This is a genomic window from Azospirillum canadense (genome assembly GCF_025961225.1).
GTDB classification, from domain to species: Bacteria; Pseudomonadota; Alphaproteobacteria; order Azospirillales; family Azospirillaceae; genus Azospirillum; species Azospirillum canadense.
Window position 1 is genome coordinate 1,078,151 of sequence record NZ_JAOQNG010000007.1, and the last position, 21,080, is coordinate 1,099,230.

Genomic DNA, 21,080 nt, shown 5'->3' on the forward strand with positions numbered 1-21,080 from the left:
CGGAAGTCACCCATGCTCGACCTGCAATCCAAGATCGCCAAGCTTCTCCACGCCGACCACATGACCACCCTGGCCACGCTGCAAAGCCTGGACGAGCTGCTGGCCTCCCGGCCGGGGCGCCTGCCGAACCTTGAGGATGAGGCGGTGCGCCGGACCCTTCAGGCGGTGATCGACATCGCTGCGCACGAAGTCGGCCGCCATTTCGCCTTTGAAGAGGGACAGCTGTTCCCCCTGCTGGAAGCCTGCGGGCAGACCGGCATGGTCGGCCTGCTGACGATGGAGCACCATTCCATCCTGCCGGCCGCGCAGGAGGCGGCGCGGCTGGCGACGGAGGCGCTCGCGGCCGGGACCTTCACGCCCGACGGCTGGGAAGACTTCCAGCGCGTCGCCATGGAGCTGTTGGAACGCGAGATGTTCCACATCCAGAAGGAGGAGATGGGCCTGTTGGCCGCCATCGCCGCTCTGGTGTCACCCGAGGACGACGCCCGCCTTGCCGAGGCGTACCGCGCCCTTGCCTGACCGGCCGGGAGCCTACGACTCGGCAGACCGGCGGAAGCGCACGGTCCAGTGCCCCGGCCCGACCATCCGCGCCTGGGCCACGAAGCCCTCGTCGGACAGCAGGGAGCGCAGCGGGACGGGGTCGAACGGCGCTTCCACGATCAGGAGACCGCCGGGCGGCACCTCCGCCGCGTGGTCGAGGACGACCCCAAGCGGGTTTTCCCCGGCGGCCAGCAACGGGCGCACGTCGAGATGGATCGCCTCCGGGGCGTTGTCGGAATCGGTGATAGCCATGCCGCCTCCAATCTGCCGGGACATCGCCGCGCCCGGACACCGCCCCGCTTACCACCGCGCACGACGGCGCGGGCTTGACCGGAGTCAAGGACCGGGCGGCCCGCCTATCCTATCGCCGACATCTGGCGGATCAACCCCCGCCACGCATCAAGAATTCGAAACCAATTCCGAACAGGAGGAACACCGCGAATGCGCGACCCCGGCTTTGCGTTGGACGAAGCGGCGCCCGACAACCGCGCCCGCGCCGTGGAGGTCCGCCTGACCCAGGTGGGGCTTGGGGTGGGGCTGGGGCTGACGCGCCGTCTTGGCGACGGCGTCGGCGGCCTGCTCGCCGGCCGGGTGCTGCGGATCCTGTCGGACCGCCACCCGCGCGCCTTCACGGCGTTGCGCGAGATGCCCGAGGCGCGCCTGCTGATCGATCCGGTGGACGCGCCGGCGGCCCTGCTGCTCCAGGTCGGACCCCGGCTGGCCTTGCGGGTGTGCGACCGGCACGGCGTGGCGGAGGGCGCCGTGGACGCCGCGGTGCGCGGTCCCTGCGCGCGCCTGCTCGACCTGCTCGAAGGCCGCATCGACGGGGACGCGCTGTTCTTCCGCCGCGAGCTGGCGATCGAGGGCGACACCGCCCTGATCCTGGCGCTCCGCAACACCCTGGACGGGGAGGACATGGACCTGTTCGCCGACATGGCCACCGCGGCCGGTCCGCTGCGCCACGCCCTGCCGGTCGCCCGGCGCCATGCCGGGCGGATGCTGGATCTCCTCGACAGCGCCCGGCGCGCGGCGCCCCCGCCGCTGCGCTGGGGCATGGCCGCCCTGGAACGGCGGCTGGCCGGCCAACCGAAACGCCGGCCGCAGGGATCATAAGCGCATGGAACCGTTCGAACTGATTTGCCCGGCCGGCAACCCGGCCGCGCTGCGCGCCGCCGTCGATGCCGGCGCCGACGCCGTCTATCTGGGTTTCCGCGACGAGACCAACGCGCGCAACTTCCCCGGACTGAACTTCTCGCGCGAGGATCTGGCGGGCGCCGTCGCCTACGCCCACGCGCGCCGGGTGCAGGTCTTCGTGGCCATCAACACCTACCCGCAGGCCGGAAACCTGGGGCCGTGGGAACGCGCCGTGGACGATGCGGCGCGGCTGAAGGCCGACGCGGTCATCCTGGCCGACGTCGGCCTGCTCGCCTACGCCGCCCGCCGGCATCCGGACCTGCGGCTGCACCTGTCGGTGCAGGCGTCGGCGGCGAACGTCGAGGCGATCCGCCTGTACCGCGATGCCTTCGGCGTGCGCCGCGTGGTGCTGCCGCGCGTGCTGACGGTTCCGGAGATCGCCCGCCTCAACGCCGAGATCGACATCGAGACGGAGGTGTTCGTGTTCGGCGGGATGTGCCCGATGGCGGAGGGGCGCTGCTCCCTTTCCTCCTACGCGACGGGGCTGTCGCCCAACCGGCAGGGCGTCTGCTCGCCGGCCAGCCACGTCCGGTACGAGCCGCGCGGTACGGCGCTCGCCTCGACCCTCGGCGGCTTCACCATCAACCTGTTCGAGGAGGGGGAACAGGCCGGCTATCCGACCCTGTGCAAGGGCCGCTTCCTGTCCGGGGACCGCCCGGCCTACCTGTTCGAGGAACCGACCAGCCTCAACGCCATGGAATTGCTGCCGGAGCTGAAGGCCGCCAAGGTGCGCGCCCTGAAGATCGAAGGTCGCCAGCGCGGCAAGGCCTACATCGCCGCCGTCGTCGCCGCCTACCGCCGGGCCTTGGACGCCTTCGCGAAGGGCCAGGCGCTGCCGACGCTGAACCTGGACGCGGTGGTCGAGGGCGGCGCCCAGACGACCGGTGCCTACAAGCGCGCCTGGCGCTGAGGAGCAGGACACCATGACGCCCCTTCTGACTCCGGGCCTGACCCTGGGCCCCGTGCTGTTCAATTGGCCCGCGGACCGCTGGCGCGACTTCTACTTCCGCATGGCCGACGAAGCGCCGCTGGACACCGTCATCCTCGGCGAGATCGTCTGCCACAAGCGCGCCCCCTTCTTCGCGGACGCCATGGAGGCGGTCGTCGCCCGGCTGGCCGCCGCCGGAAAGGAGGTCTGGTTCGCCAGCCCGATCCTGGCCGGCAACGACCGTGAGCGCGCGGCGATGCGCGACGTGGTGGCGAACGGGCTGCTTCCGGTTGAAGCGAACGACATGGGCGCGCTGGCCCTGTTGGCCGGGCAACCCCACGCGGTCGGCCCCTTCATCAACACCTACAACGAGGCGACGCTGTCCTGGCTGGCCGGGCGCGGAGCTATGTCGGTGTCACTGCCGGCCGAACTGCCGGCGGCCTCCGTCGCCGTTTTGGCGAAGGCGGGGGCCGCGTTGGGCCTCGCGGTCGAGGTGCAGGTGTTCGGGCGGGCGCCGCTGGCGATCTCGGCCCGCTGCTACCACGCGCGGGCGCACGGGCTGCACAAGGACGGCTGCCAGTTCGTCTGCGGCAACGACCCGGACGGCATGCCGGTGAAGACGCTGGACGGCCAATCCTTCCTGACCGTGAACGGCACACAGACGCTGTCCCACGGCTACCTCTGCCTTGCGGGTGAGATGGACCGACTGGCCGCCATGGGCGTCTCGCGCTTCCGCCTGTCGCCGCAGGCGGTCGACATGGTCGCCGTCGCCACGGCCTTCCGCGCCGTCCTGGCCGGGCAGCGGGATGGCCGGGACGCCGCCGCGGAGGTGGGCCGACTGGTCGACGCGCCCCTAGAGAATGGCTTTTTCCACAACGTGGCGGGCACCGCCTACGCCGCCGAGGCGTAACCTTCCGCCACCCGATGTCCGCCGGCCGCCCTTACTGTTCCATGGGCCATCCCATGGGCGGCCGACCGACCCCCCGGCACCGATTCGCGTGCCATCTTTTTTCAAAGAGGAAACACCATGAAGCGTAGTCTCGCCGTCCTGGCGTTCGGCCTGTCCGTCGGCCTGTCCGGCCTCGCATCGGCACAGGACGCCGACGCCGGCGAAAAGGTCTTTGCGCAGTGCAAGGCCTGCCACACCATCGAAGCCGGTGGGCCGAACCGCGTCGGTCCGAACCTGCACGGCATCGTCGGCCGCAAGGCGGCCTCGGCCGCCGGCTTCAACTACTCCGACGCCATGAAGGCTGCCGGCAGCTGGGATGAGGCCACCCTGGACAAATACCTGACCGACCCGAAGGCCGCCGTTCCCGGCAACAAGATGGCCTTTGCCGGCGTGAAGAACGAGCAAGCCCGCAAGGATCTGGTCGCTTATCTGAAGAAGAACAGCTGAGAGGTTTGCGGAAAATTCTCGGCGATTGACCGCAATCAAGACTGAATAGGGGAGTTTTTGCGAACATCATCGCTGTCAAAGCTGATGACATCTCCCATATCGCCTTGAAACGCCCATCGGCAGAACGCCGATGGGCGCTTTTTTCTAGGTCGGCAAGCGTGGCTGTCTGTTGAGGATCGGAAAGGGGCCAGACCGGAGGCCGCCATGGCACGATGGGTTTGTCGGCTTCAGCACGGCGCGGAACGGCTGCTCCAGCCGCAGCGGCGAGACTGTCCGGAGTGTGGGCGGCGCATGCGCATTCGCTATGAGAAGCGCCGGGCGGTCTACACGCTGACAGGGCTGGAGCGGTTGCGCCTGAAGGTGCAGTGGTGCGAGAACGCGGCGTGCTCGCGCCATCACCAGCCTTACCGGCCGGAAGCCGAAGGGGGCATCGCGTTACCCCACCATGAGTTTGGGCTCGATGTCATCGCCCTGATCGGCGCCCTGCGCCATCGTGCGCACCGCAGCGTGCCGGAAATCCATGGCGCCCTCACCGAGCGCGGGCTGCTGATCTGCGAACGCAGCGTTACCAATCTGCTCGACCGCTACGATGAACTGGTGGCCGCCGCGCTGGACGCGCCGAACCGGGCGGCGCTCGCCGCGCAAGGCCGTGTCATCCTGGCGCTGGACGGCCTGCAGCCCGACGTCGGGCATGAGGTGCTGTGGGTGATCCGCGACTGCCTGTCGGGCCGGGTTCTGCTCGCCCGTCCGCTGCTCTCGGCGACCCAGGCGGATCTCGCCTCGCTGCTGCGCGAGGTGGCGGCGGCGCTGGAGGTGCCGGTGGCCGGGGTGGTGAGCGATGGCCAGCACGCGATCCGGCGAGCCGTGGCCGAGGCCTTGCCGGGCGTGCCACACCAGTTATGCCAGTTCCATTATCTGCGCGAGGCGGCCCGCCCCCTCTTCGAAGCCGACCGCCACGCCAAGAAGGAGCTGAAAAAGACGGTGCGCGGCGTGCGCCCGGTGGAGCGTCGGATGGAAGGACGCGACGATGAGGCGGCGCGCGTGGTCGCGGGCTACTGCGCTGCCGTGCGCTCGGCGTTGACCGACGATGGCCGCCCGCCCCTGACGGCCCCTGGTCTGCGGCTGAAGGAGCGGCTGGACGCGATCGCCGGCAGCCTGGACCGGGTGGCGGCAAATGGGGGCTGAGCAAGCCACTGGACCGCTTGCGTGCCCTGATCCGCCGCGGTCTGGCGCGCACCGCGGCGCTGTGGCCGGACGTGCGTGAGACCCATCGCTGGTTGCACGCGGCGGCCCACATCCTTGGCAACCCGGCCAGGCATCCTGCGGCCACGGTCCAGGCCCGCTATGACCGCTTGATCACCGCCTGGAGCACGCGGCGCGAGCGGGCCGGCACCTTGGCGCCGGCTGTCGATCACTTCCTGAAGGTCACCGCCAGCGATCGGCCCGGCCTGTTCCACTGCTACGCGGTGTCCGGTCTGCCGCGCACCAACAACGACCTTGAACATCTCTTCGGCAGTCACCGGCATCACGAGCGCCGGGCCACCGGCCGCAAGGTGGCCTCGCTCTCCCTGGTCCTGCGCGGCTCCGTGCGCATCGTCGCCACCACCGCCACCCGGATCACCGCCTTCTCCGGACATCACCTCGCCGCCATCGACCGCCGGCAATGGCACGCTCTGCGCAACGCTCTGGAAGTGCGCCGCCAAGCCCGTGCGTGCCGAACGCGCTTTCGCCGAAATCAGGATACCTACCTTGCCGATCTCGAACGTCGCGCCGGACAGCCACGCTTGCCGACCTAGAGTTTTTGCGTCACGGCGTTCCGTTGGAACAAAGCTGGCGCAACCGCTCGATCGAGCGGACGATGATGGTGCTGCCCGATATGTGCAGGTCCCGGTGGGACAGTTTGGCGAAGGTGCGGGACAGCTGTTCCGGCGTCATGCCCAGGCGGCTGGCCAGGACGCGCCGGCTGACCGGAAGTTCGACCGCCACCCCGTCCTCCGCCCGGTCGACCTGGTCGAGGATGAAGGCCGACAACCGTTGCGTCGTGTTGCGGAACTTCAGGTCCTTGACCTCGCGGACGAGCGTCCGGAACTGGCCGGCCAGCGCCTGCATCACCCGATGGGCGAAGACCGGATCCCGGGCGACCTGCGCCCGCACCACCGGCGCCGACAGCAGCAGGATTTGCGAGGGGTCCAGCAGCCGTGCCGACGTCAGGCTCGGCGCATCGGCGAGCACGGCGGCCGGCGCGAAGCAATCGCCCCGGCACAGGATGTCCAGCACCGTTTCCTGCCCGGAATCGGCACGGCTGGACAGCGTGGCCGCCCCGGTGACCAGGACGTGCAGGAAGTCGGGAACCTCCCCTTCCGTGAACAGGACCGCCTCGCGCGGGCACCATTCCAACGACGCCCCGGACATCAACGAGGCGAAGGTGTCGCCGCCGATCCCGGCAAACAGCGGGAGGTTGCGCACAAGGTCCAAATCTTTCGGTCGCATCGCACCCCCGTCGGTTCCTTATCCAGCGACGCATGGCCCCCTCTCCCCGAAGGGAAGAGGGGGCCGGTTGCGGGTCACTCGGCCGGCTGGACGGCGCCGCCGAGCGGGGCCTTGCCGGTGGCGCGGACCGGGCCGAGCAGGGCGTAGAGGTAGAGGCAGGCGCCGATGAACACCGCCACGCCGGCGGCCAGACGCACCCAGAAGAACGGGGCGATCTGCTCCTGCACGCTCATGTAGTCCATGCCCAGCACGCGCTGCAGGTGGACCTGCACGACGCCGGCGAAGGTCAGCGCGAAGGTCATCACCGTCATGCCGCCGCACATCAGCCAGAAGCTCAGCTTGTTCAGCGCCTGATGGTACGGCGCCACCCCGCGCAGGTGCGGCATGGCGTAGCTGAAGATCGCCAGGTTGATCATCGCGTAGGCGCCGAAGAAGGCCAGGTGGCCGTGCGCCGCGGTGACCTGCGTGCCGTGCGTGTAGTAGTTCACCGCCGACAGCGTGTGCAGGAAGCCCCACACGCCGGCGCCCAGGAAGGCGAACACCGCGCAGCCCACCGACCACAGCAGGGCCGCCTTGTTCGGGTGGTTGCGCCCGCCCTTCAGCACCATCTGGATGGCGAACACCACCATGGCGAAGAACGGCGCCACCTCCAGCGTGGAGAACAGCGAGCCGATCCACTGCCAGTAGCCCGGCGTGCCGATCCAGTAGTAGTGGTGCCCGGTGCCCAGCAGCCCGGAGAACAGGGCCATGCCGACGATGGCGTACAGCCACTTCTCGACGATCTCGCGGTCGACGCCGGTCATCTTGATCATCAGGAAGGCCAGGATGGAGGCCATCACCAGCTCCCACACCCCCTCGACCCACAGGTGGACGACGTACCACCAGTACATCTTGTCCAGCGCCAGGTTGGTCGGGTTGTAGAAGGAGAACAGGAAGAAGATGGCGATGCCCCACAGCCCCATCACCAGGATGTTGGTGATGACCGTGCGCCGGCCCTTCAGCACCGTCATGGAGATGTTGTAGAGGAACATCAGCGCCACGACGACGATGGCGGCCTTGATCCACAGCGGCTGCTCCAGGAACTCGCGCCCCTCATGGATGCGGAAGACGTAGCCGACGACCGCGGCGAGCGCCCCGAACATGAACAGGCCGAACTGGAGGTAGGCGAGCTTCGGGCTGTGCAGCTCGCGCTCGGCCTCCTCGGGGATCAGGTAGTAGGCGGCGCCGAAGAAGCCCATCAGCAGCCAGACGATCAGCGCGTTGGTGTGGATCATGCGCAGGATGTTGAAGGGCAGCAGCTCCGACAGCGTGTTGGGCAGCACGTAGACGGTGCCGGCGAGCAGGCCGACGAGCAGCTGCACCGCGAACAGGAGCAGCGCGCCGTAGAAGAAGGGCAGCGCCACCTTCTGGGATTCGTATTTCATGGCAGAGGTCCTTCCCGTCAGCCCGAGACCTTGGGCGGCCAGTTCTGGGTGTTGATGCGGCTGGTCCAGGCGAAGAAGTCGGCCAGGTCCTCGACCTGCTGGTCGGTGAGGTGGAACTGCGGCATCTGGCGGCGGCCCTCGATGCCGCTGGGCTGGGCGGCGAACCAGGCCTTCAGCGCGTCGCGCGCGCCCTGCGGGTCCTTGTCGCCGCCGTAGCGGATCCACACGTTGCCGAGTTCCGGCGCGAAGTAGGCGCCCTCGCCGAGCAGGGTGTGGCAGTTGATGCAGGAGTTCTTCTCCCACACCGCCTTGCCGCGGGCGACGCTCTCGGTCAGGCCGGCGGCGTCGGTGCCGGTGGTGACGACATACTTGTGGCTGGCCGCCGTCAGCGAGACGAAGGCGGCGAAGAAGAACAGCGAACCGCCGTAGAAGATGTTTCGGGCGGCCGCCTTGGTGAAGCGTTCCGTCATGCGTTGGTTCCCCTGGAACTGGATCAGGGCCCAGCGGGCCGGTCCTGGCTATCGATCGGGGCGAGCGGTCGGGCGGGAGAGCCGGCCCTCCGGTCGCCGTGCCGCCATCCATGAGGGAAGTTGACTGATTTGGTTCGGCAATCCTTGACGGCGGTCAAGCGATCGTAGCCGTAGGCTTGTTGGGCTCCCTCATGCGCCTGTTGGGTCGGGAGCTGCAGGGGAATCCGTCGGACCGCCGCGTTCTGCACCAAGGTCCCTCTGGACCATTGACGCGATGCCGGTCCCGGAATTGCGGTTCCAGATCTCCACGAACTCCACGGGGTAGCCCCCAATCCGGGCAGCACCGATGGCGGGCGGCGTAGCCGGCATGATGCAAAGGTATCGCCGACACCTTGGTCTTATGGATCGGGCCCGCGTTGCGGTGCTGGTATGTCCCTCGCCCGAGCGATCGGACAAGCGCCACCAGCGAACGTCAGCGGGAGGGTTGCGATGAGCCAAGCCGACAAGCTGCTGTACACCGCCCATGTCCACACGACGGGAGGCCGGGAAGGCGGTGCCGCGCGCAGTTCCGACGGGCGCCTCGACATCCGGCTGTCCCAGCCCGGCACGCCTGGCCCCGGCACCAATCCGGAACAGCTTTTCGCGGCCGGCTGGTCCTCCTGTTTCGAAAGCGCCATCGGCCTTGCCGCGCGCAAGCAGAAAGTCTCGCTCCCGGCCGGGATGGCGATCGATGCGGAGGTCGATCTCAGCCTGATCGGCGGGGCCTACACCCTGGGCGCACGGCTCAACGTAAGCCTGCCGGGACTGCCCCATGACGTCGCCCAGTCCCTGGTCGACGAGGCGGACCGTCTCTGTCCCTACTCGCGCGCCACCCGGGGCAACATCGACGTCGCGATCACGGTGGTCTGAAACACCGCTCCATCCGGTGAAAACCGGACGGTGTCCTCGGCTTTCGCTGGATGCCCATCCTCGGCGAACCCGTTCGCCGGCACTCACGCTCGCTTGTTTCCCAAGGAGAATGAGGATGCCCTTCGCCACCACCCCAGCCGCCGTGCTGCTGTCCGCCTTGGTCGCCGCGGCCGTCGTCACCGCGCTTCCCACGCCGCCGGGCGCGGCGTCCAACGCACCGGGCAACCCACCCGACGCCGCGATGGAAAACGCCGCGATCCGTCCTTTCCATGTCGAGGTTCCGGAAGAGGCGCTCACCGACCTTCGCCGACGCGTCGCGGCGACCCGATGGCCGGACCCGGAAACGGTCAAGGACGACTCCCAGGGCGTGCGGCTGGCGACCATGCAGAAGCTTGCGCAGTACTGGCAAACTAGCCACGACTGGCGAAAGGTCGAAGCGCGGCTGAACGCCCTGCCGCAGTTCGTCACGGAGATCGACGGCCTTCCCATCCACTTCATCCACGTCCGGTCGAAGCACGAGAACGCGCTTCCGATGATCGTCACCCACGGGTGGCCGGGCTCGATCATCGAGCAGATGAAGATCATCGACCCGCTGACGAACCCCACGGCCCACGGCGGCAGCGCGTCGGATGCCTTCCACCTCGTGATCCCGTCGCTGCCGGGCTACGGCTTCTCCGGCAAGCCGACGGAGCCGGGTTGGACGCCTGAGCGGATCGCGCGGGCCTGGGCGACGCTGATGCAGCGCCTCGGCTACACCCGCTATGTCGCGCAGGGCGGCGATTGGGGCAACGCCGTTTCGGAAATCATGGCCCTGCAGCAACCGCCGGGCCTGCTGGGCATTCACACCAATATGGCGGCCACGGTGCCGGCCAACATTTCGAAGGCGCTGGCCGACGGCGGTCCCCCGCCGGCCGGCCTTTCGTCCGAGGAGAAGCGCGCCTGGGACCAGCTCGACGACTTCTACAAGAAGGGGCTGGGCTACGCGATCGAGATGAACAACCGTCCGCAGACGCTGTATGGGCTGGTCGACTCGCCGATCGGCCTCGCGGCCTGGATGCTCGACCACGACATCCGCAGCTACCGGATGATCGCCCGCGTCTTCGACGGGCAGGCGGAAGGGCTGACGCGGGACGACGTGCTCGACAACATCACCCTCTACTGGCTGACGAACACCGCGATCTCCTCGGCGCGCCTTTACTGGGACACCGCGCAGGTGGCGAAAGGAGGCTTCTTCGACGTCCGCGGCATCAAAATCCCCGTCGCCGTCAGCGCCTTCCCCGACGAGATCTACCAGGCGCCGAAGAACTGGGCCGAGCAGGCCTACCCCAAGCTGATCCATTACAACCGGCTCGATAAGGGCGGCCACTTCGCCGCCTGGGAACAGCCCGACCTCTTCACCCAGGAACTCCGAGCGTCCTTCCGGTCGGTGCGCTGAATACATAGGAGGCGAGACATGACCGACAACCAGATCGTCGATTCGAGCTTCACGTCGGTGATCAACGCGCCAATCGGCAAGATCAATATTCCGGAATGGTGCTTCACGTTGCCGGAGAGCGAATACAGGGGCTGTTCACCGGCGCATATCGCCGCAGGATTTACGACCGCGCCGGACGGCAGGCGGATGTCGATCAACGTCGAGATCATCGGCGGCAGCTTGATGGTGCAGCATTACGTGGAGACGCTCGGCGACAAGGACCACCTGATCCTCGATTCGGACTCGGACGTGTTCACGCCGACCGGCCGGACGAGCATCCATGTGACCTGGGAGTTGAGCGTCAGGGAGGTCGGCGCGGGAAAGTGCGAATTCACCAATCGCGTCAGGTCGTACGCAACGGACGAGATGATGATGTTCCTTGCGCGGCAGGGCATCCCCTTCGATCAGTTCCGCGCCCAGCGCCAGCCCGCGTCCATCGCCCACAACCAGGGGGAGACGCCTTTGTTCGCCGCCAGCATCGAGCGGGCCGCGCTCAAGAATGACCGGTGATCAAGCGCGGCCGTGCCGCCGCAAGGGAGTGCCCAATGACGCAGCTTCACTACGACAAGGACATCACCGCCCTCCTCGTGGTCGACCCCTACAACGACTTCATTTCCGAAGGCGGCAAGATCTGGCCCCGCATCAAGGCCGTGGCCGAAGCGAACAACTGCGTTCCGCACATGCAGCAAGTCCTGACCGCCGCACGCGACGCGAAGCTTCGGGTCTTCTTTGCCATGCATCACCGCTACCGTCCCGGTGACTACGAATCCTGGACGTACATCGCGCCGATCCAACTGGCCGCGTGGAAACGCAAGAGCTTCGAGTTCGGCACCTGGGGAGGCGAGTTCCGCGATGAATTCATACCGGCGGCGGGCGAAATCGTCGCGAGCGAACACTGGTGCTCCAGCGGCTTCGCCAACACCGATCTGGATGTGCAGCTCAAGAGGCACGGCATCCATCGGCTCATCGTCATCGGACTGGTCGCGCACACCTGCATCGAAGCGACCGTCCGCTTCGCCGCGGAGCTTGGCTACGACGTGACGGTCGTCAAGGACGCCGTCGCAGACTACTCGGACGAAATGATGCACGCCGCGCTTGAGATCAACATGCCGAATTACGCCAGCAACATCGTGACCACGAAGGAGATAATCGCCGCGCTGAGCGCATGATCTTGGCCCTTCCAGGAAGGGTGACGGCGAGGAATTCGGCCCAGCCCTCAACGCGATCGTCTTCAACCGCATCGGGACTGGGCCGGCGTCCGGGTCAATGATTGTCGCGCGGTATGCCCATGGTCTGGGCGACGCGCTGGTACTTGATGGCGGGCTTCAGCACCATGCCTTCGTCAAGCTGGTCGACGATGCCGCGCTGGATCTCCTGCCAGGGGGTCTGCGACGGCGGGGCCGGGTAGCCGCCCGCGGCTTCCAGCGCGGCGCGGCGGTCGGCCAACTCCTCGTCCGAAATCAGGATGTCGGCGCCGCCGCGGCGCAGGTCGATGCGCACCCGGTCGCCGGTGCGCAGCAGGGCTAGCCCGCCGCCCGCCGCCGCTTCCGGCGCCGCGTTGAGGATGGAGGGCGATCCCGACGTGCCGGACTGGCGGCCGTCGCCGATGCAGGGCAGGGAATGGACGCCCTGCTTGATGAGCGTGGCGGGCGGGCGCATGTTCACCACCTCCGCCGCCCCGGGATAGCCGATGGGGCCGGTGCCGCGGATGACGAGGATGGTGTACGCGTCGATGCCGAGTGCCGGGTCGTCGATGCGGTGATGGTAGTCCTCCGGCCCGTCGAAGACGACGACCTTGCCCTCGAACGCCTCGGGGTCCTGCGGGTTGGACAGATAGCGCTCGCGGAATTCCTCGGAGATGACGCTGGTCTTCATGATGGCGGCGTTGAACAGGTTGCCGCGCAGCACGACGAAGCCGGCGTTGATCCTCAGCGGGTCGTCAATGGGGTGGATCACGCGGGTGTCGAGGATCTCCGTATTGCGGCAGTTCTCGCCGATGGTGCGGCCGTTGACGTTGGGGGCCTCCTCGCGGATCAGGCCCTTGCTCATCAGTTGGGCGACGACCGCGGGCACGCCGCCGGCGCGGTGGAAGTCCTCGCCAAGATACTCGCCCGCCGGCTGGAGGTTGACCAGCAGCGGCACCTCAAGCCCGTGGGTCTGCCAGTCCTCCACGGTCAGCGGTATGCCGATGTGCTTGGCGATGGCGTTGATGTGGATCGGCGCGTTGGTCGAACCCCCGATGGCGGAGTTCACGACAATGGCGTTCAGGAACGCCTCGCGGGTCAGGATGTCCGACGGCTTGATGTCCTGGCGGACCATCTCGACGATGCGCTTGCCGGTCTCGTAGGCGGCCTGCTGGCGCTCGCGGTAGGGGGCGGGGATGGAGGCGGAGCCCGGAAGCTGCATGCCCAACACCTCCGCCAGCGAATTCATGGTGGAGGCCGTGCCCATCGTGTTGCAGTAGCCGGTCGAGGGCGCCGACGACGCCACCAGCTCGATGAAGCCCTGGTAGTCGATCTCGCCGGCCGCCATCAGTTCGCGCGCCTTCCACACGATGGTGCCCGATCCGGTACGCTCGCCGCGGAACCAGCCGTTCAGCATGGGGCCGACCGACAGTGCGATGGCGGGGATGTTCACGGTGGCCGCCGCCATCAAGCAAGCGGGCGTGGTCTTGTCGCAACCGATGGTCAGCACCACCCCGTCGAGCGGGTAGCCGTGCAGCACCTCCACCAGTCCCAGATAGGCGAGGTTGCGGTCGACGGAAGCGGTCGGTCGTTTGCCAGTCTCCTGGATCGGGTGGACGGGGAACTCGATGGCGATGCCGCCGGCGGTGCGGATGCCCTCGCGCAGGCGTTCCGCCAGCACCAGATGGTGCCGGTTGCAGGGGCTGAGGTCGGATCCCGTCTGCGCGATGCCGATGATCGGCGCGCCGGATTGCAACTCCTCCCGCGTCAGGCCGAAGTTCAGGTAGCGCTCCAGATAGAGCGCGGTCATGTCGGGGTTGGCGGGGTTGTCGAACCACGCGCGCGACCGCAGCCGCCGGCCTGAACCGGACTCGTTCAGTGGGAAAGTGGGCTTCGTCTCGGACATGTCGGCACCAGTTCAGGTTGGGGGCGCAGGTCGGGTGGCGGCCGGCGCCGGGTTTATGAGAGTCCCGGTAGGGGGCCTACCAGTGGAAGGCGTCGGTGGTGCGCCAGCGGCCGACCAGGCAGGCGTCGGCGACGAGCTGCAATGGGCGGGCGTCCACGTCGCTGGCGCCGTCGGCGATCAGGCGGTGGAAGCGGCGGTAGATGCGCTGGTATTCGCTGTCGGGCTCGGCCAGCACGGGCTCCCCATCGACGCTCAGCCGCGTGCCGCCGTGGGTCAGGTCCAGCTGGCCGCCGTCCGTCTCAATGGCAATGGACCAGGTCTGCTCGCCCTGCTGAAGGAAGTCGAACGCGGCCGTCACGGTCCCGACGCCGGAGCCCGCGGCACCCTCCATCGTCAGGGTCGCGGCGATGGGTGTGTCGCGGTTGGCGGGGACGCTCAACTCGGCGGCGCGGACGACGACGGGGCCCGGCAGAATGTCGGTCAGGATCGACAGGGCGTTGATGCCCGGATCGAAGACGCCGAAACCACCCGCCGCGAAGATCCAATCCTGGCCCGGATGCCAGCGCCGCACGTCCTCCTTCCAGGTGACGGCGACGTGGCGGACGGAGGATCCGGCCAGCCGCCGCCGCGTCTCCTCCACCGCCGCGTTGAAGCGGGAGTGCCAAGCGGCGAACAGCGTGCGCCCGGCGGATTCCGCCTCGTCGATGAGGACGCGCAGCTCCGTCAGGGTGGCGGCCGGCGGCTTCTCGATCAGGACGTGCTTGCCGGCACGAAACGCCTCAACGGCCAGGGCCTGGCGGACCGCGGGCGGCGTGCAGAGCGCGACGGCGCACAGGCCGGGAAACGCTGCCAGCATCTCCGCCTGGCTGCAGAAGGTCGGCACCTCGTCGTGCCCGGTTCCGTCCGGGCTGACCATCGCAGCCAGCCGGAACAGGCCGGTGGCGGCGATGGCGGGGACGTGCTGGTCGCGGGCGATCTTGCCCAAACCGACGATGCCAAGGGTCGGGCGGTCCATGACAGCCCTCACGCCTTGTTCTTGTTGTAGACGTCGATGGTGACGGCGGCGAGCAGGACCATGCCCTTGATGACCTGCTGCCAGTCGATGCCGATGCCCACGATCGACATGCCGTTGTTCATCACGCCCATGATGAAGGCGCCGATCACCGCGCCGGTGACCCGGCCCACACCGCCGGACGCGGAGGCGCCGCCGATGAAGCAGGCGGCGATCACGTCCAGTTCGAACGACACGCCGGCCTTGGGCGTCGCCGTGTTCAGCCGGGCGGCGAAGATCAGCCCGGCCAGGGCCGCCAGCACCCCCATGTTGACGAAGGTGTAGAAGCTGAGCCGTCGCGTGTCGATGCCCGAAAGCCGCGCCGCCTTCTCGTTGCCGCCCAGCGCGTAGACCCGCCGCCCCACCGTGGTGTTGCGCGTCACGAAGCCATAGAGCGCGATCAGCACGCTCATGATGATCAGCACGTTGGGCAGGCCGCGGTAGGAGGCCATCAGCTGGCCGACATAGACCAGCACCGCCGCCAGCGCGAGGTTCTTCACCGCGAACAGCGCCAGCGGCTCCTGCTCGATGCCCACGGCGTGGCGGCGCCGGCGCGCGGCGAGGTTGAGCACGACCAACGCGAAGGCCAGGGCGCCGCACAGCAGCAGGCTGGTGATGTGGAACTTGCCGACGTTGAACAGGTCGAGCGCCAGGAAGTCGGGGATGAAGCCGGAGCTGAGGCGCTGAAATTCCACCGGGAAGGGGCCGACCGACTGGCCGGCCAGCAGGATCAGGCACAGGCCGCGGAAGACCAGCATGCCGGCCAGCGTGACGATGAAGGAGGGGATGCGCAGGTAGGCGACCCAGAAGCCCTGCACCGCCCCGATCGCCGCGCCGGCGAGCAGGCACAGCAGCGTGGTGGTGACGAAATCCAGGTGGAGCCGCACCATCAGGATGGCCGCCAGCGCGCCGATGAAGGCGACGACGGACCCCACCGACAGGTCGATGTGCCCGGCGACGATCACCAGCAGCATGCCCAGCGCCATGATGACGATGTAGCTGTTCTGGAGAACGAGGTTCGTCAGGTTCAGCGGCTGCAGCAGCGTGCCGTCGGTCATGTACTGGAAGAACAGCACGATGGCGGCCAGCGACAGCAGCATGCCGTAGTCGCGCAGGTGCGCCTTCACGAACCGCCCGACGGATTGCCGCGAGCCGCGCGCCGGCAGGTTGATTTCGGCACTCATAGTGAGACCTCCCCGGACATCAGCGTCTCTCCGGACCGCATGATCGCCCGCATGATCTTTTCCTGGCTGGCCTCGGCCGCCGGCATCTCCGCGACCATCTCACCGGCGTTCATCACGTAGATGTGGTCGGCGACGCCCAGCAGCTCCGGCATCTCCGACGAGATCAGGACGACGCCCCGCCCCTCGGCCGCCAATTGGTTGATGATGGTGTAGATCTCGTACTTGGCGCCGACGTCGATGCCGCGCGTCGGCTCGTCCAGGATTAGCACCTGCGGGTCGGCGAACAGCCATTTGCTGAGCACGACCTTCTGCTGGTTGCCGCCGGACAGGTTCACCGCCTCCTGCAACACGCCGGAGCAGCGGATGCGCAGCCGGCGGCGGAACTCCTCCGCCACCTGGATCTCGCGCTCGTGGTCGATGACGCCTCGCTTCGCTACACCGGGCAGGTTCGCCAGCGTGATGTTGTGGCGGATGTCGTTGTCGAGCACGAGGCCCAGCTGCTTGCGGTCCTCCGTCGCGTAGGCGAGGCCGTTGGCCATGGCCCGGCTGATGGTGGAGACGTCGATCTCCCGCCCGCCGAGGAAGGCCTGCCCGCGGATGTTGCGGCCGTAGGAGCGGCCGAACAGGCTCATGGCGAACTCGGTGCGGCCGGCGCCCATCAGGCCGGCGATGCCCACCACCTCGCCGCGGCGGACCGTCAGGTTGACGTCCTTGACCACGCGTCGGCCGGGGTGGGCCGGGTGGTCGGCGTTCCAGCCCTTCACCTCGAACAGCACCTCACCGGGTGCGCTGGTTCGCCTGGGGTAGCGGTCGGATAGTTCGCGCCCGACCATGCCCTTAATGATGCGGTCCTGGCTGATGGCGGCCTCGCGGCAGTCCAGCGTTTCCACCGTCGTGCCGTCGCGCAGGATGGTCACGCGGTCGGCGACCTTGGCGATCTCGTTCAGCTTGTGCGAGATGAGGATGGAGGAGATGCCGCGCGCCTTGAATTGCAGCAGCAGGTCCAGGAGAGCGTCGCTGTCGCTTTCGTTCAGGCTGGCGGTCGGCTCGTCCAGGATCAGCAGCTTGACCTCCTTGGACAGGGCCTTGGCGATCTCCACCAGCTGCTGCTTGCCGACGCCGATGTCGGTGATCAGCGTTTCCGGCGGGTCGTGCAGCCCGACCATGCGCAGCAATTCCCGCGCCCGCAGGGTGGAGGCGTCCCAATCGATGACACCGCGTGTTGCTTGCTCGTTGCCGAGGAACAGGTTCTCGGTGATCGACAGCAGCGGGACGAGCGCCAGTTCCTGGTGGATGATGATGATGCCCAGCCGCTCGCTGTCGGCGATGCCGCGGAAGGCGACCGGCTCCCCGCGGAAGCGGATGTCGCCCTCGAAGCTGCCGTGCGGGTAGACGCCGCTCAGCACCTTCATCAGCGTCGACTTGCCGGCGCCGTTCTCGCCGATCAGCGCGTGGATCTCGCCCTCGCGGACCGACAGGTTGACGTTATCCAGCGCCTTGACGCCCGGGAACGTCTTGCTGATGCCCTTCATCTCAAGGATGGGCATGTCCTGGATGCTGTCCATCACGCTTCCTTGGAATTTTTGCAAGGCGCGGCTTATCGGATCTGGCTTTCCTTGTAGTAGCCGCTGTCGACCAGGGTTTGCTTCCAGTTGGAGGCGTCGACGGTGACCGGCTTCAGCAGGTAGGCCGGGACGACCTTCTTGCCGTTGTCGTAGGTCTTGGTGTCGTTGACCTGCGGCGTGCCGCCGTTCATCAGCGCGTCGACCATGTCGGCGGTGACCTTGGCGAGTTCGCGCGTGTCCTTGAAGACGGTGGAGCGCTGCTCGCCCGCCAGGATCGACTTGACCGAGGGCACCTCCGCGTCCTGGCCCGTGACCACCGGCATCGGCTGCGCCGGCGAGCCGTAGCCGACCCCCTTCAGCGAGGAGATGATGCCGATGCTCAGGCCGTCGTAGGGCGACAGCACGGCGTCCACCCGCTTGTTGCCGTAATAGGCGCTCAGCAGGTTGTCCATGCGCGCCTGGGCGGTGCCGGGATCCCAGCGCAGGGTGGAGACCTTATCCATGCCCATTTGCCCGCTCGCCACCTTCAGCTTGCCGCTGTCGATGTAGGGCTGAAGCACCGACATGGCGCCGTTGTAGAAGAAGTAGGCGTTGTTGTCGTCGGGCGAGCCGCCGAACAGCTCGATGTTGAAGGGCCCCTTGCCGTCCTTCAGCCCCAGCGCGTCGACGATGTAGCTGCCCTGCAGCACGCCGACCTGGAAGTTGTCGAAGGTGGTGTAGTAGTCGACGTTCTCCGACCCGCGGATCAGCCGGTCGTAGGCGATGACCTTGACGCCGCGCTCCTTGGCCTGCTGCAAGACGTCGGTCAGCGTCGTGCCGTCGATGGAGGCGATCACCAGGACCTTGGCGTTCTTGGTGACCATGTTCTCGATCTGGGCGAGCTGGTTGGGGATGTCGTCCTCGGCGTATTGCAGGTCGGTCTTGTAGCCCTTGGCCTGAAAGGCCTTGACGATGTTGTTGCCGTCGTCGATCCAGCGCGCCGACGACTTCGTCGGCATGGCGATGCCCACAAGGCCTTTGTCCTGCGCCTGCGCGGCCGGCATCAGCGGGCCGGCCAGGGCGAGCAGCCCGACGGCCAGGCCAGCCAGCGTGCCCGACAACGTGGTCGTGAATGAAGACATGGACGGACTTCCTCCCTTTCCGCGGCACCGGGAATGACCGGCGACACAATAATTTATGTGTCTAGCAATCGGTCGGAAGACCATAACTGTCAAATACGATTATTCGCGTGATCCATATCCGTTTTGGTATCGCCGGATGGATCGGCGGGCGGCGTTCCCGCCGCTCCGCGCATCGTCTGGTCGGACGCCGCCCGCAGCGCGGACAGGACCGTGCACGCGCCCGGCGACATCGGGCGCTCCTTCAGCCAGAAGATGCCGTAGGGCTCGACGCTGAAGCGCTTGTGGAACGGCATGATGGTGCAGCAGCCGCTGGGGGAGAACACCCGGGCGAGCGCGCGGGCAAACACGGTGACCGAGTCGTTCTCCGCCACCATCGCCATGGAGATGACGGGGGAGGCGCTTTCGATCACCTTGCGCGGCGGCGCAACCCCCTCGGCGCGGAACAGCGCCTCCACCCGGCTGCGCAGCAGGGATCCCGCCGGCTGGAGGATCCAGGTCGCGTCCACCAGATCGGCCGCGGTCAGCGTGCGGCCAAGCCGCAGCAGCGGGTGGCTGTCGCGGCAGACGAAGCACAGCTCCTCACCGCTGATTTCCTGGTATTCGAAGGTTGACGCATCGACGTGTCCGGGCAGGCGGCCGATCGCGAAATCCATCACACCCTGCTGGACCCGCTCGGCCAGCACGTCGCTGGTCTCCACTGCCACAGCGATCTTCAGGCCGGGGTGCTCGCGGGACAGCGCGTTGATCACCGGCACCACCAGTTCCACCGCGGGCGCCATCACCGTTCCGATTGAAACGCTGCCGCTGTGCCCCGCCAGCAGGGTGTTCAGCTCGTCCCCCGCCTCCTGCAACTCGCTGAGGATCATCCGTGCGTGCCGGATCATCAGGTTGCCGTACCAGTTCGGCTCGACGCCGCGGCCGTGGCGATCGAACAGCGCGATGCCCAGCGCCTCCTCAAGGTCGCCCAGCAGCTTCGAGGCGGCGGGCTGCGACATGTTGAGGCTGGCAGCGGCGCGGTGCAGGTTGCGCTGCTCGTCGAGCGCCGTGAACAGCTGGAGATGGCGGAGCTTCAGCCGGGCCTTCAGGAACCAGTTGGCCGGAAACCGTTGCGAGGTCACGGGCGGGGTCTCCGATCGGGCGGCGCCGCCGACATACGAAATTCCATATCGCCGACGCCGATATTCGTATTGGACGATTATCAGGACGCCTCTTATCGTTGGCGTGGTCAACAAAATTCAGCGCTGCACAGCACGAGATGGATCCCATGGCCATGCCCTCCAGCGTCCGTCCTTACCGGGGAGTGTTCCCCGTCGTTCCGACCATCTTCACCGAGGCGGGGGACCTGGACCTTGCCGGGCAGAAGCGCTGCGTCGATTTCATGATCGACGCAGGCTCCAACGGCCTGTGCATCCTCGCCAACTTCTCCGAGCAGTTCGTGTTGACCGACGCCGAGCGCGAGCTGCTGATGGAGACCATCCTGGCCCACGTCGCCGGCCGGGTGCCGGTCATCGTCACCACCACCCATTTCAGCACGGCCGCCTGCGCCGCACGCAGCCGCCGCGCGCAGGAGCTGGGGGCCGCCATGGTGATGGTCATGCCGCCCTACCACGGCGCCACCATCCGGGTGCCCGAGGCCGGCATCGTCTCCTTCTTCCAGCGGGTGTCCGACGCCATCGACATCCCGATCATGATCCAGGACGCGCCGGTCAGCGGCACCACCCTGCCGGCGGAACTGCTGGCCCGCATGGCGCGGGAGATCGCCAACATCTCCTACTTCAAGGTCGAGGTGCCGCAGGCCGCCGCCAAGCTGCGCCGGCTGATCGAACTGGGCGGCGACGCCGTCGAGGGACCGTGGGACGGCGAGGAGGCGATCACTCTGCTGGCCGACCTGGACGCCGGCGCCACCGGCGCCATGACCGGCGGCGGCTATCCCGACGGCATCCGCCAGATCATCGACCCGTTCCTGGCCGGTGACCGCGAGGCGGCGGTGATGGCCTACGGGCGCTGGCTGCCGCTGATCAACCACGAGAACCGCCAGTGCGGCCTTGCCACCGCCAAGATCCTGATGAAGGAGGGCGGCATCATCGCCTGCGACTCCGTGCGCCACCCCCTGCCGGACCCGCACCCGGCCAGCCGCGCCGGCCTGCTCGACGCCGCCCGCCGCCTCGACCCGCTGGTCCTGCGCTGGGGGCGCTGAAGGCGGGAGCGTCGCCTTTGCCTCCGCTGCCGACCCGATTCTTCAAC

21 protein-coding genes are annotated in these 21,080 nt (G+C 67.8%); 11 read left to right on the forward strand and 10 right to left on the reverse strand.

Annotated features, from left to right (window positions below):
* Positions 1–12: 12 nt before the first annotated feature.
* Positions 13–519, forward strand: coding sequence for a hemerythrin domain-containing protein (locus M2351_RS32580; protein ID WP_264660145.1), 507 nt, complete (start codon positions 13–15; stop codon positions 517–519).
* A 12-nt stretch (positions 520–531) separates the two neighbouring features.
* On the opposite strand, the gene M2351_RS32585 is transcribed toward M2351_RS32580, so the two are convergent.
* A complete protein-coding gene (locus M2351_RS32585; protein ID WP_264660146.1) occupies positions 532–792 on the reverse strand; it encodes a DUF2249 domain-containing protein in 261 nt (86 codons plus the stop codon).
* A gap of 189 nt (positions 793–981) precedes the next feature.
* Here M2351_RS32585 and ubiT point away from each other — a divergent pair, with 189 nt between their 5' ends.
* From ubiT to M2351_RS32610, 5 genes are all read left to right on the forward strand, one after another.
* Positions 982–1,653, forward strand: a complete 672-nt coding sequence (ubiT, locus tag M2351_RS32590; RefSeq protein ID WP_264660147.1) for a ubiquinone anaerobic biosynthesis accessory factor UbiT — start codon at positions 982–984, stop codon at positions 1,651–1,653.
* 4 nt (positions 1,654–1,657) lie between these two features.
* Entirely contained in the window at positions 1,658–2,644 is a 987-nt protein-coding gene (ubiU, locus tag M2351_RS32595; protein ID WP_264660148.1) for a ubiquinone anaerobic biosynthesis protein UbiU, read from the forward strand.
* Positions 2,645–2,657: 13 nt separating this feature from the next.
* Positions 2,658–3,572: a ubiquinone anaerobic biosynthesis protein UbiV gene (ubiV, locus tag M2351_RS32600; protein WP_264660149.1), complete on the forward strand. Its 915-nt coding sequence runs from the start codon at positions 2,658–2,660 to the stop codon at positions 3,570–3,572.
* 117 nt (positions 3,573–3,689) lie between these two features.
* Positions 3,690–4,058 (forward strand): c-type cytochrome, encoded by a 369-nt coding sequence (locus M2351_RS32605; RefSeq protein ID WP_264660150.1) that lies wholly within the window; start codon positions 3,690–3,692, stop codon positions 4,056–4,058.
* A 291-nt stretch (positions 4,059–4,349) separates the two neighbouring features.
* Positions 4,350–5,854, forward strand: a protein-coding gene (locus M2351_RS32610; RefSeq protein ID WP_264660151.1) for an ISNCY family transposase whose coding sequence is annotated in 2 segments (ribosomal slippage) — positions 4,350–5,229 and positions 5,229–5,854 — 1,506 coding nt in all. Because the reading frame shifts where the segments join, the coding sequence is not laid out codon by codon here.
* A 10-nt stretch (positions 5,855–5,864) separates the two neighbouring features.
* Here M2351_RS32610 and M2351_RS32615 read toward each other — a convergent pair.
* The 3 genes from M2351_RS32615 to M2351_RS32625 all read right to left on the reverse strand — a co-directional run bounded on the left by M2351_RS32615 (position 5,865) and on the right by M2351_RS32625 (position 8,442).
* Complete coding sequence (locus M2351_RS32615; RefSeq protein WP_264660152.1) at positions 5,865–6,548, reverse strand: helix-turn-helix domain-containing protein; 684 nt, start codon at positions 6,546–6,548, stop codon at positions 5,865–5,867.
* 74 nt (positions 6,549–6,622) lie between these two features.
* Positions 6,623–7,972: a cbb3-type cytochrome c oxidase subunit I gene (locus M2351_RS32620; protein ID WP_264659321.1), complete on the reverse strand. Its 1,350-nt coding sequence runs from the start codon at positions 7,970–7,972 to the stop codon at positions 6,623–6,625.
* A 17-nt stretch (positions 7,973–7,989) separates the two neighbouring features.
* Entirely contained in the window at positions 7,990–8,442 is a 453-nt protein-coding gene (locus tag M2351_RS32625) for a c-type cytochrome (protein WP_264659320.1), read from the reverse strand.
* Between the two features lie 489 nt (positions 8,443–8,931).
* Here M2351_RS32625 and M2351_RS32630 point away from each other — a divergent pair, with 489 nt between their 5' ends.
* The 4 genes from M2351_RS32630 (at position 8,932) to M2351_RS32645 (ending at position 11,994) form a co-directional block, all read left to right on the forward strand.
* Entirely contained in the window at positions 8,932–9,351 is a 420-nt protein-coding gene (locus M2351_RS32630; RefSeq protein WP_264660153.1) for an organic hydroperoxide resistance protein, read from the forward strand.
* Positions 9,352–9,466: 115 nt separating this feature from the next.
* Positions 9,467–10,786, forward strand: coding sequence for an epoxide hydrolase family protein (locus M2351_RS32635; protein WP_264660154.1), 1,320 nt, complete (start codon positions 9,467–9,469; stop codon positions 10,784–10,786).
* Between the two features lie 18 nt (positions 10,787–10,804).
* On the forward strand, positions 10,805–11,335 hold the full coding sequence (locus M2351_RS32640; RefSeq protein ID WP_264660155.1) for a hypothetical protein: 531 nt from the start codon (positions 10,805–10,807) through the stop codon (positions 11,333–11,335).
* A 35-nt stretch (positions 11,336–11,370) separates the two neighbouring features.
* Complete coding sequence (locus M2351_RS32645) at positions 11,371–11,994, forward strand: isochorismatase family cysteine hydrolase (RefSeq protein WP_264660156.1); 624 nt, start codon at positions 11,371–11,373, stop codon at positions 11,992–11,994.
* A gap of 94 nt (positions 11,995–12,088) precedes the next feature.
* On the opposite strand, the gene M2351_RS32650 is transcribed toward M2351_RS32645, so the two are convergent.
* The 6 genes from M2351_RS32650 to M2351_RS32675 form a co-directional block, all read right to left on the reverse strand.
* Positions 12,089–13,915, reverse strand: a complete 1,827-nt coding sequence (locus M2351_RS32650) for an IlvD/Edd family dehydratase (protein ID WP_264660157.1) — start codon at positions 13,913–13,915, stop codon at positions 12,089–12,091.
* Between the two features lie 76 nt (positions 13,916–13,991).
* On the reverse strand, positions 13,992–14,930 hold the full coding sequence (locus M2351_RS32655) for a Gfo/Idh/MocA family protein (RefSeq protein ID WP_264660158.1): 939 nt from the start codon (positions 14,928–14,930) through the stop codon (positions 13,992–13,994).
* Between the two features lie 8 nt (positions 14,931–14,938).
* Entirely contained in the window at positions 14,939–16,150 is a 1,212-nt protein-coding gene (gene mmsB, locus M2351_RS32660) for a multiple monosaccharide ABC transporter permease (RefSeq protein WP_264660159.1), read from the reverse strand.
* Positions 16,147–17,715, reverse strand: a complete 1,569-nt coding sequence (mmsA, locus tag M2351_RS32665) for a multiple monosaccharide ABC transporter ATP-binding protein (RefSeq protein ID WP_264660160.1) — start codon at positions 17,713–17,715, stop codon at positions 16,147–16,149. Before mmsA ends, mmsB begins: the two co-directional genes overlap by 4 nt.
* 32 nt (positions 17,716–17,747) lie before the next feature.
* A complete protein-coding gene (chvE, locus tag M2351_RS32670) occupies positions 17,748–18,836 on the reverse strand; it encodes a multiple monosaccharide ABC transporter substrate-binding protein (protein ID WP_319801954.1) in 1,089 nt (362 codons plus the stop codon).
* An 89-nt stretch (positions 18,837–18,925) separates the two neighbouring features.
* The gene (locus M2351_RS32675) at positions 18,926–19,954 is read right to left on the reverse strand and encodes a LysR family transcriptional regulator (protein ID WP_264660161.1); all 1,029 of its coding nucleotides are present in this window, start codon (positions 19,952–19,954) and stop codon (positions 18,926–18,928) included.
* A 146-nt stretch (positions 19,955–20,100) separates the two neighbouring features.
* On the opposite strand from M2351_RS32675, the gene M2351_RS32680 reads away from it, so the two are divergent.
* Entirely contained in the window at positions 20,101–21,033 is a 933-nt protein-coding gene (locus M2351_RS32680; protein WP_454464600.1) for a dihydrodipicolinate synthase family protein, read from the forward strand.
* The last annotated feature ends 47 nt before the right edge of the window (positions 21,034–21,080 follow it).

Excerpts from the sequence above, each read along its gene's own strand:
- M2351_RS32585 (WP_264660146.1), bottom strand. The coding sequence starts at position 792 with ATGGCTATCACCGATTCCGACAACGCCCCGGAGGCGATCCATCTCGAC.
- mmsB (WP_264660159.1), bottom strand. The coding sequence starts at position 16,150 with ATGAGTGCCGAAATCAACCTGCCGGCGCGCGGCTCGCGGCAATCCGTC.
- M2351_RS32580 (WP_264660145.1), top strand. The coding sequence starts at position 13 with ATGCTCGACCTGCAATCCAAGATCGCCAAGCTTCTCCACGCCGACCAC.
- M2351_RS32630 (WP_264660153.1), top strand. The coding sequence starts at position 8,932 with ATGAGCCAAGCCGACAAGCTGCTGTACACCGCCCATGTCCACACGACG.
- M2351_RS32680 (WP_454464600.1), top strand. The coding sequence starts at position 20,101 with ATGGCCATGCCCTCCAGCGTCCGTCCTTACCGGGGAGTGTTCCCCGTC.
- M2351_RS32645 (WP_264660156.1), top strand. The coding sequence starts at position 11,371 with ATGACGCAGCTTCACTACGACAAGGACATCACCGCCCTCCTCGTGGTC.
- mmsA (WP_264660160.1), bottom strand. The coding sequence starts at position 17,715 with ATGGACAGCATCCAGGACATGCCCATCCTTGAGATGAAGGGCATCAGC.
- ubiT (WP_264660147.1), top strand. The coding sequence starts at position 982 with ATGCGCGACCCCGGCTTTGCGTTGGACGAAGCGGCGCCCGACAACCGC.
- chvE (WP_319801954.1), bottom strand. The coding sequence starts at position 18,836 with ATGTCTTCATTCACGACCACGTTGTCGGGCACGCTGGCTGGCCTGGCC.
- M2351_RS32625 (WP_264659320.1), bottom strand. The coding sequence starts at position 8,442 with ATGACGGAACGCTTCACCAAGGCGGCCGCCCGAAACATCTTCTACGGC.
- M2351_RS32650 (WP_264660157.1), bottom strand. The coding sequence starts at position 13,915 with ATGTCCGAGACGAAGCCCACTTTCCCACTGAACGAGTCCGGTTCAGGC.
- ubiV (WP_264660149.1), top strand. The coding sequence starts at position 2,658 with ATGACGCCCCTTCTGACTCCGGGCCTGACCCTGGGCCCCGTGCTGTTC.
- M2351_RS32615 (WP_264660152.1), bottom strand. The coding sequence starts at position 6,548 with ATGCGACCGAAAGATTTGGACCTTGTGCGCAACCTCCCGCTGTTTGCC.
- M2351_RS32655 (WP_264660158.1), bottom strand. The coding sequence starts at position 14,930 with ATGGACCGCCCGACCCTTGGCATCGTCGGTTTGGGCAAGATCGCCCGC.
- M2351_RS32640 (WP_264660155.1), top strand. The coding sequence starts at position 10,805 with ATGACCGACAACCAGATCGTCGATTCGAGCTTCACGTCGGTGATCAAC.
- M2351_RS32635 (WP_264660154.1), top strand. The coding sequence starts at position 9,467 with ATGCCCTTCGCCACCACCCCAGCCGCCGTGCTGCTGTCCGCCTTGGTC.
- ubiU (WP_264660148.1), top strand. The coding sequence starts at position 1,658 with ATGGAACCGTTCGAACTGATTTGCCCGGCCGGCAACCCGGCCGCGCTG.
- M2351_RS32605 (WP_264660150.1), top strand. The coding sequence starts at position 3,690 with ATGAAGCGTAGTCTCGCCGTCCTGGCGTTCGGCCTGTCCGTCGGCCTG.
- M2351_RS32620 (WP_264659321.1), bottom strand. The coding sequence starts at position 7,972 with ATGAAATACGAATCCCAGAAGGTGGCGCTGCCCTTCTTCTACGGCGCG.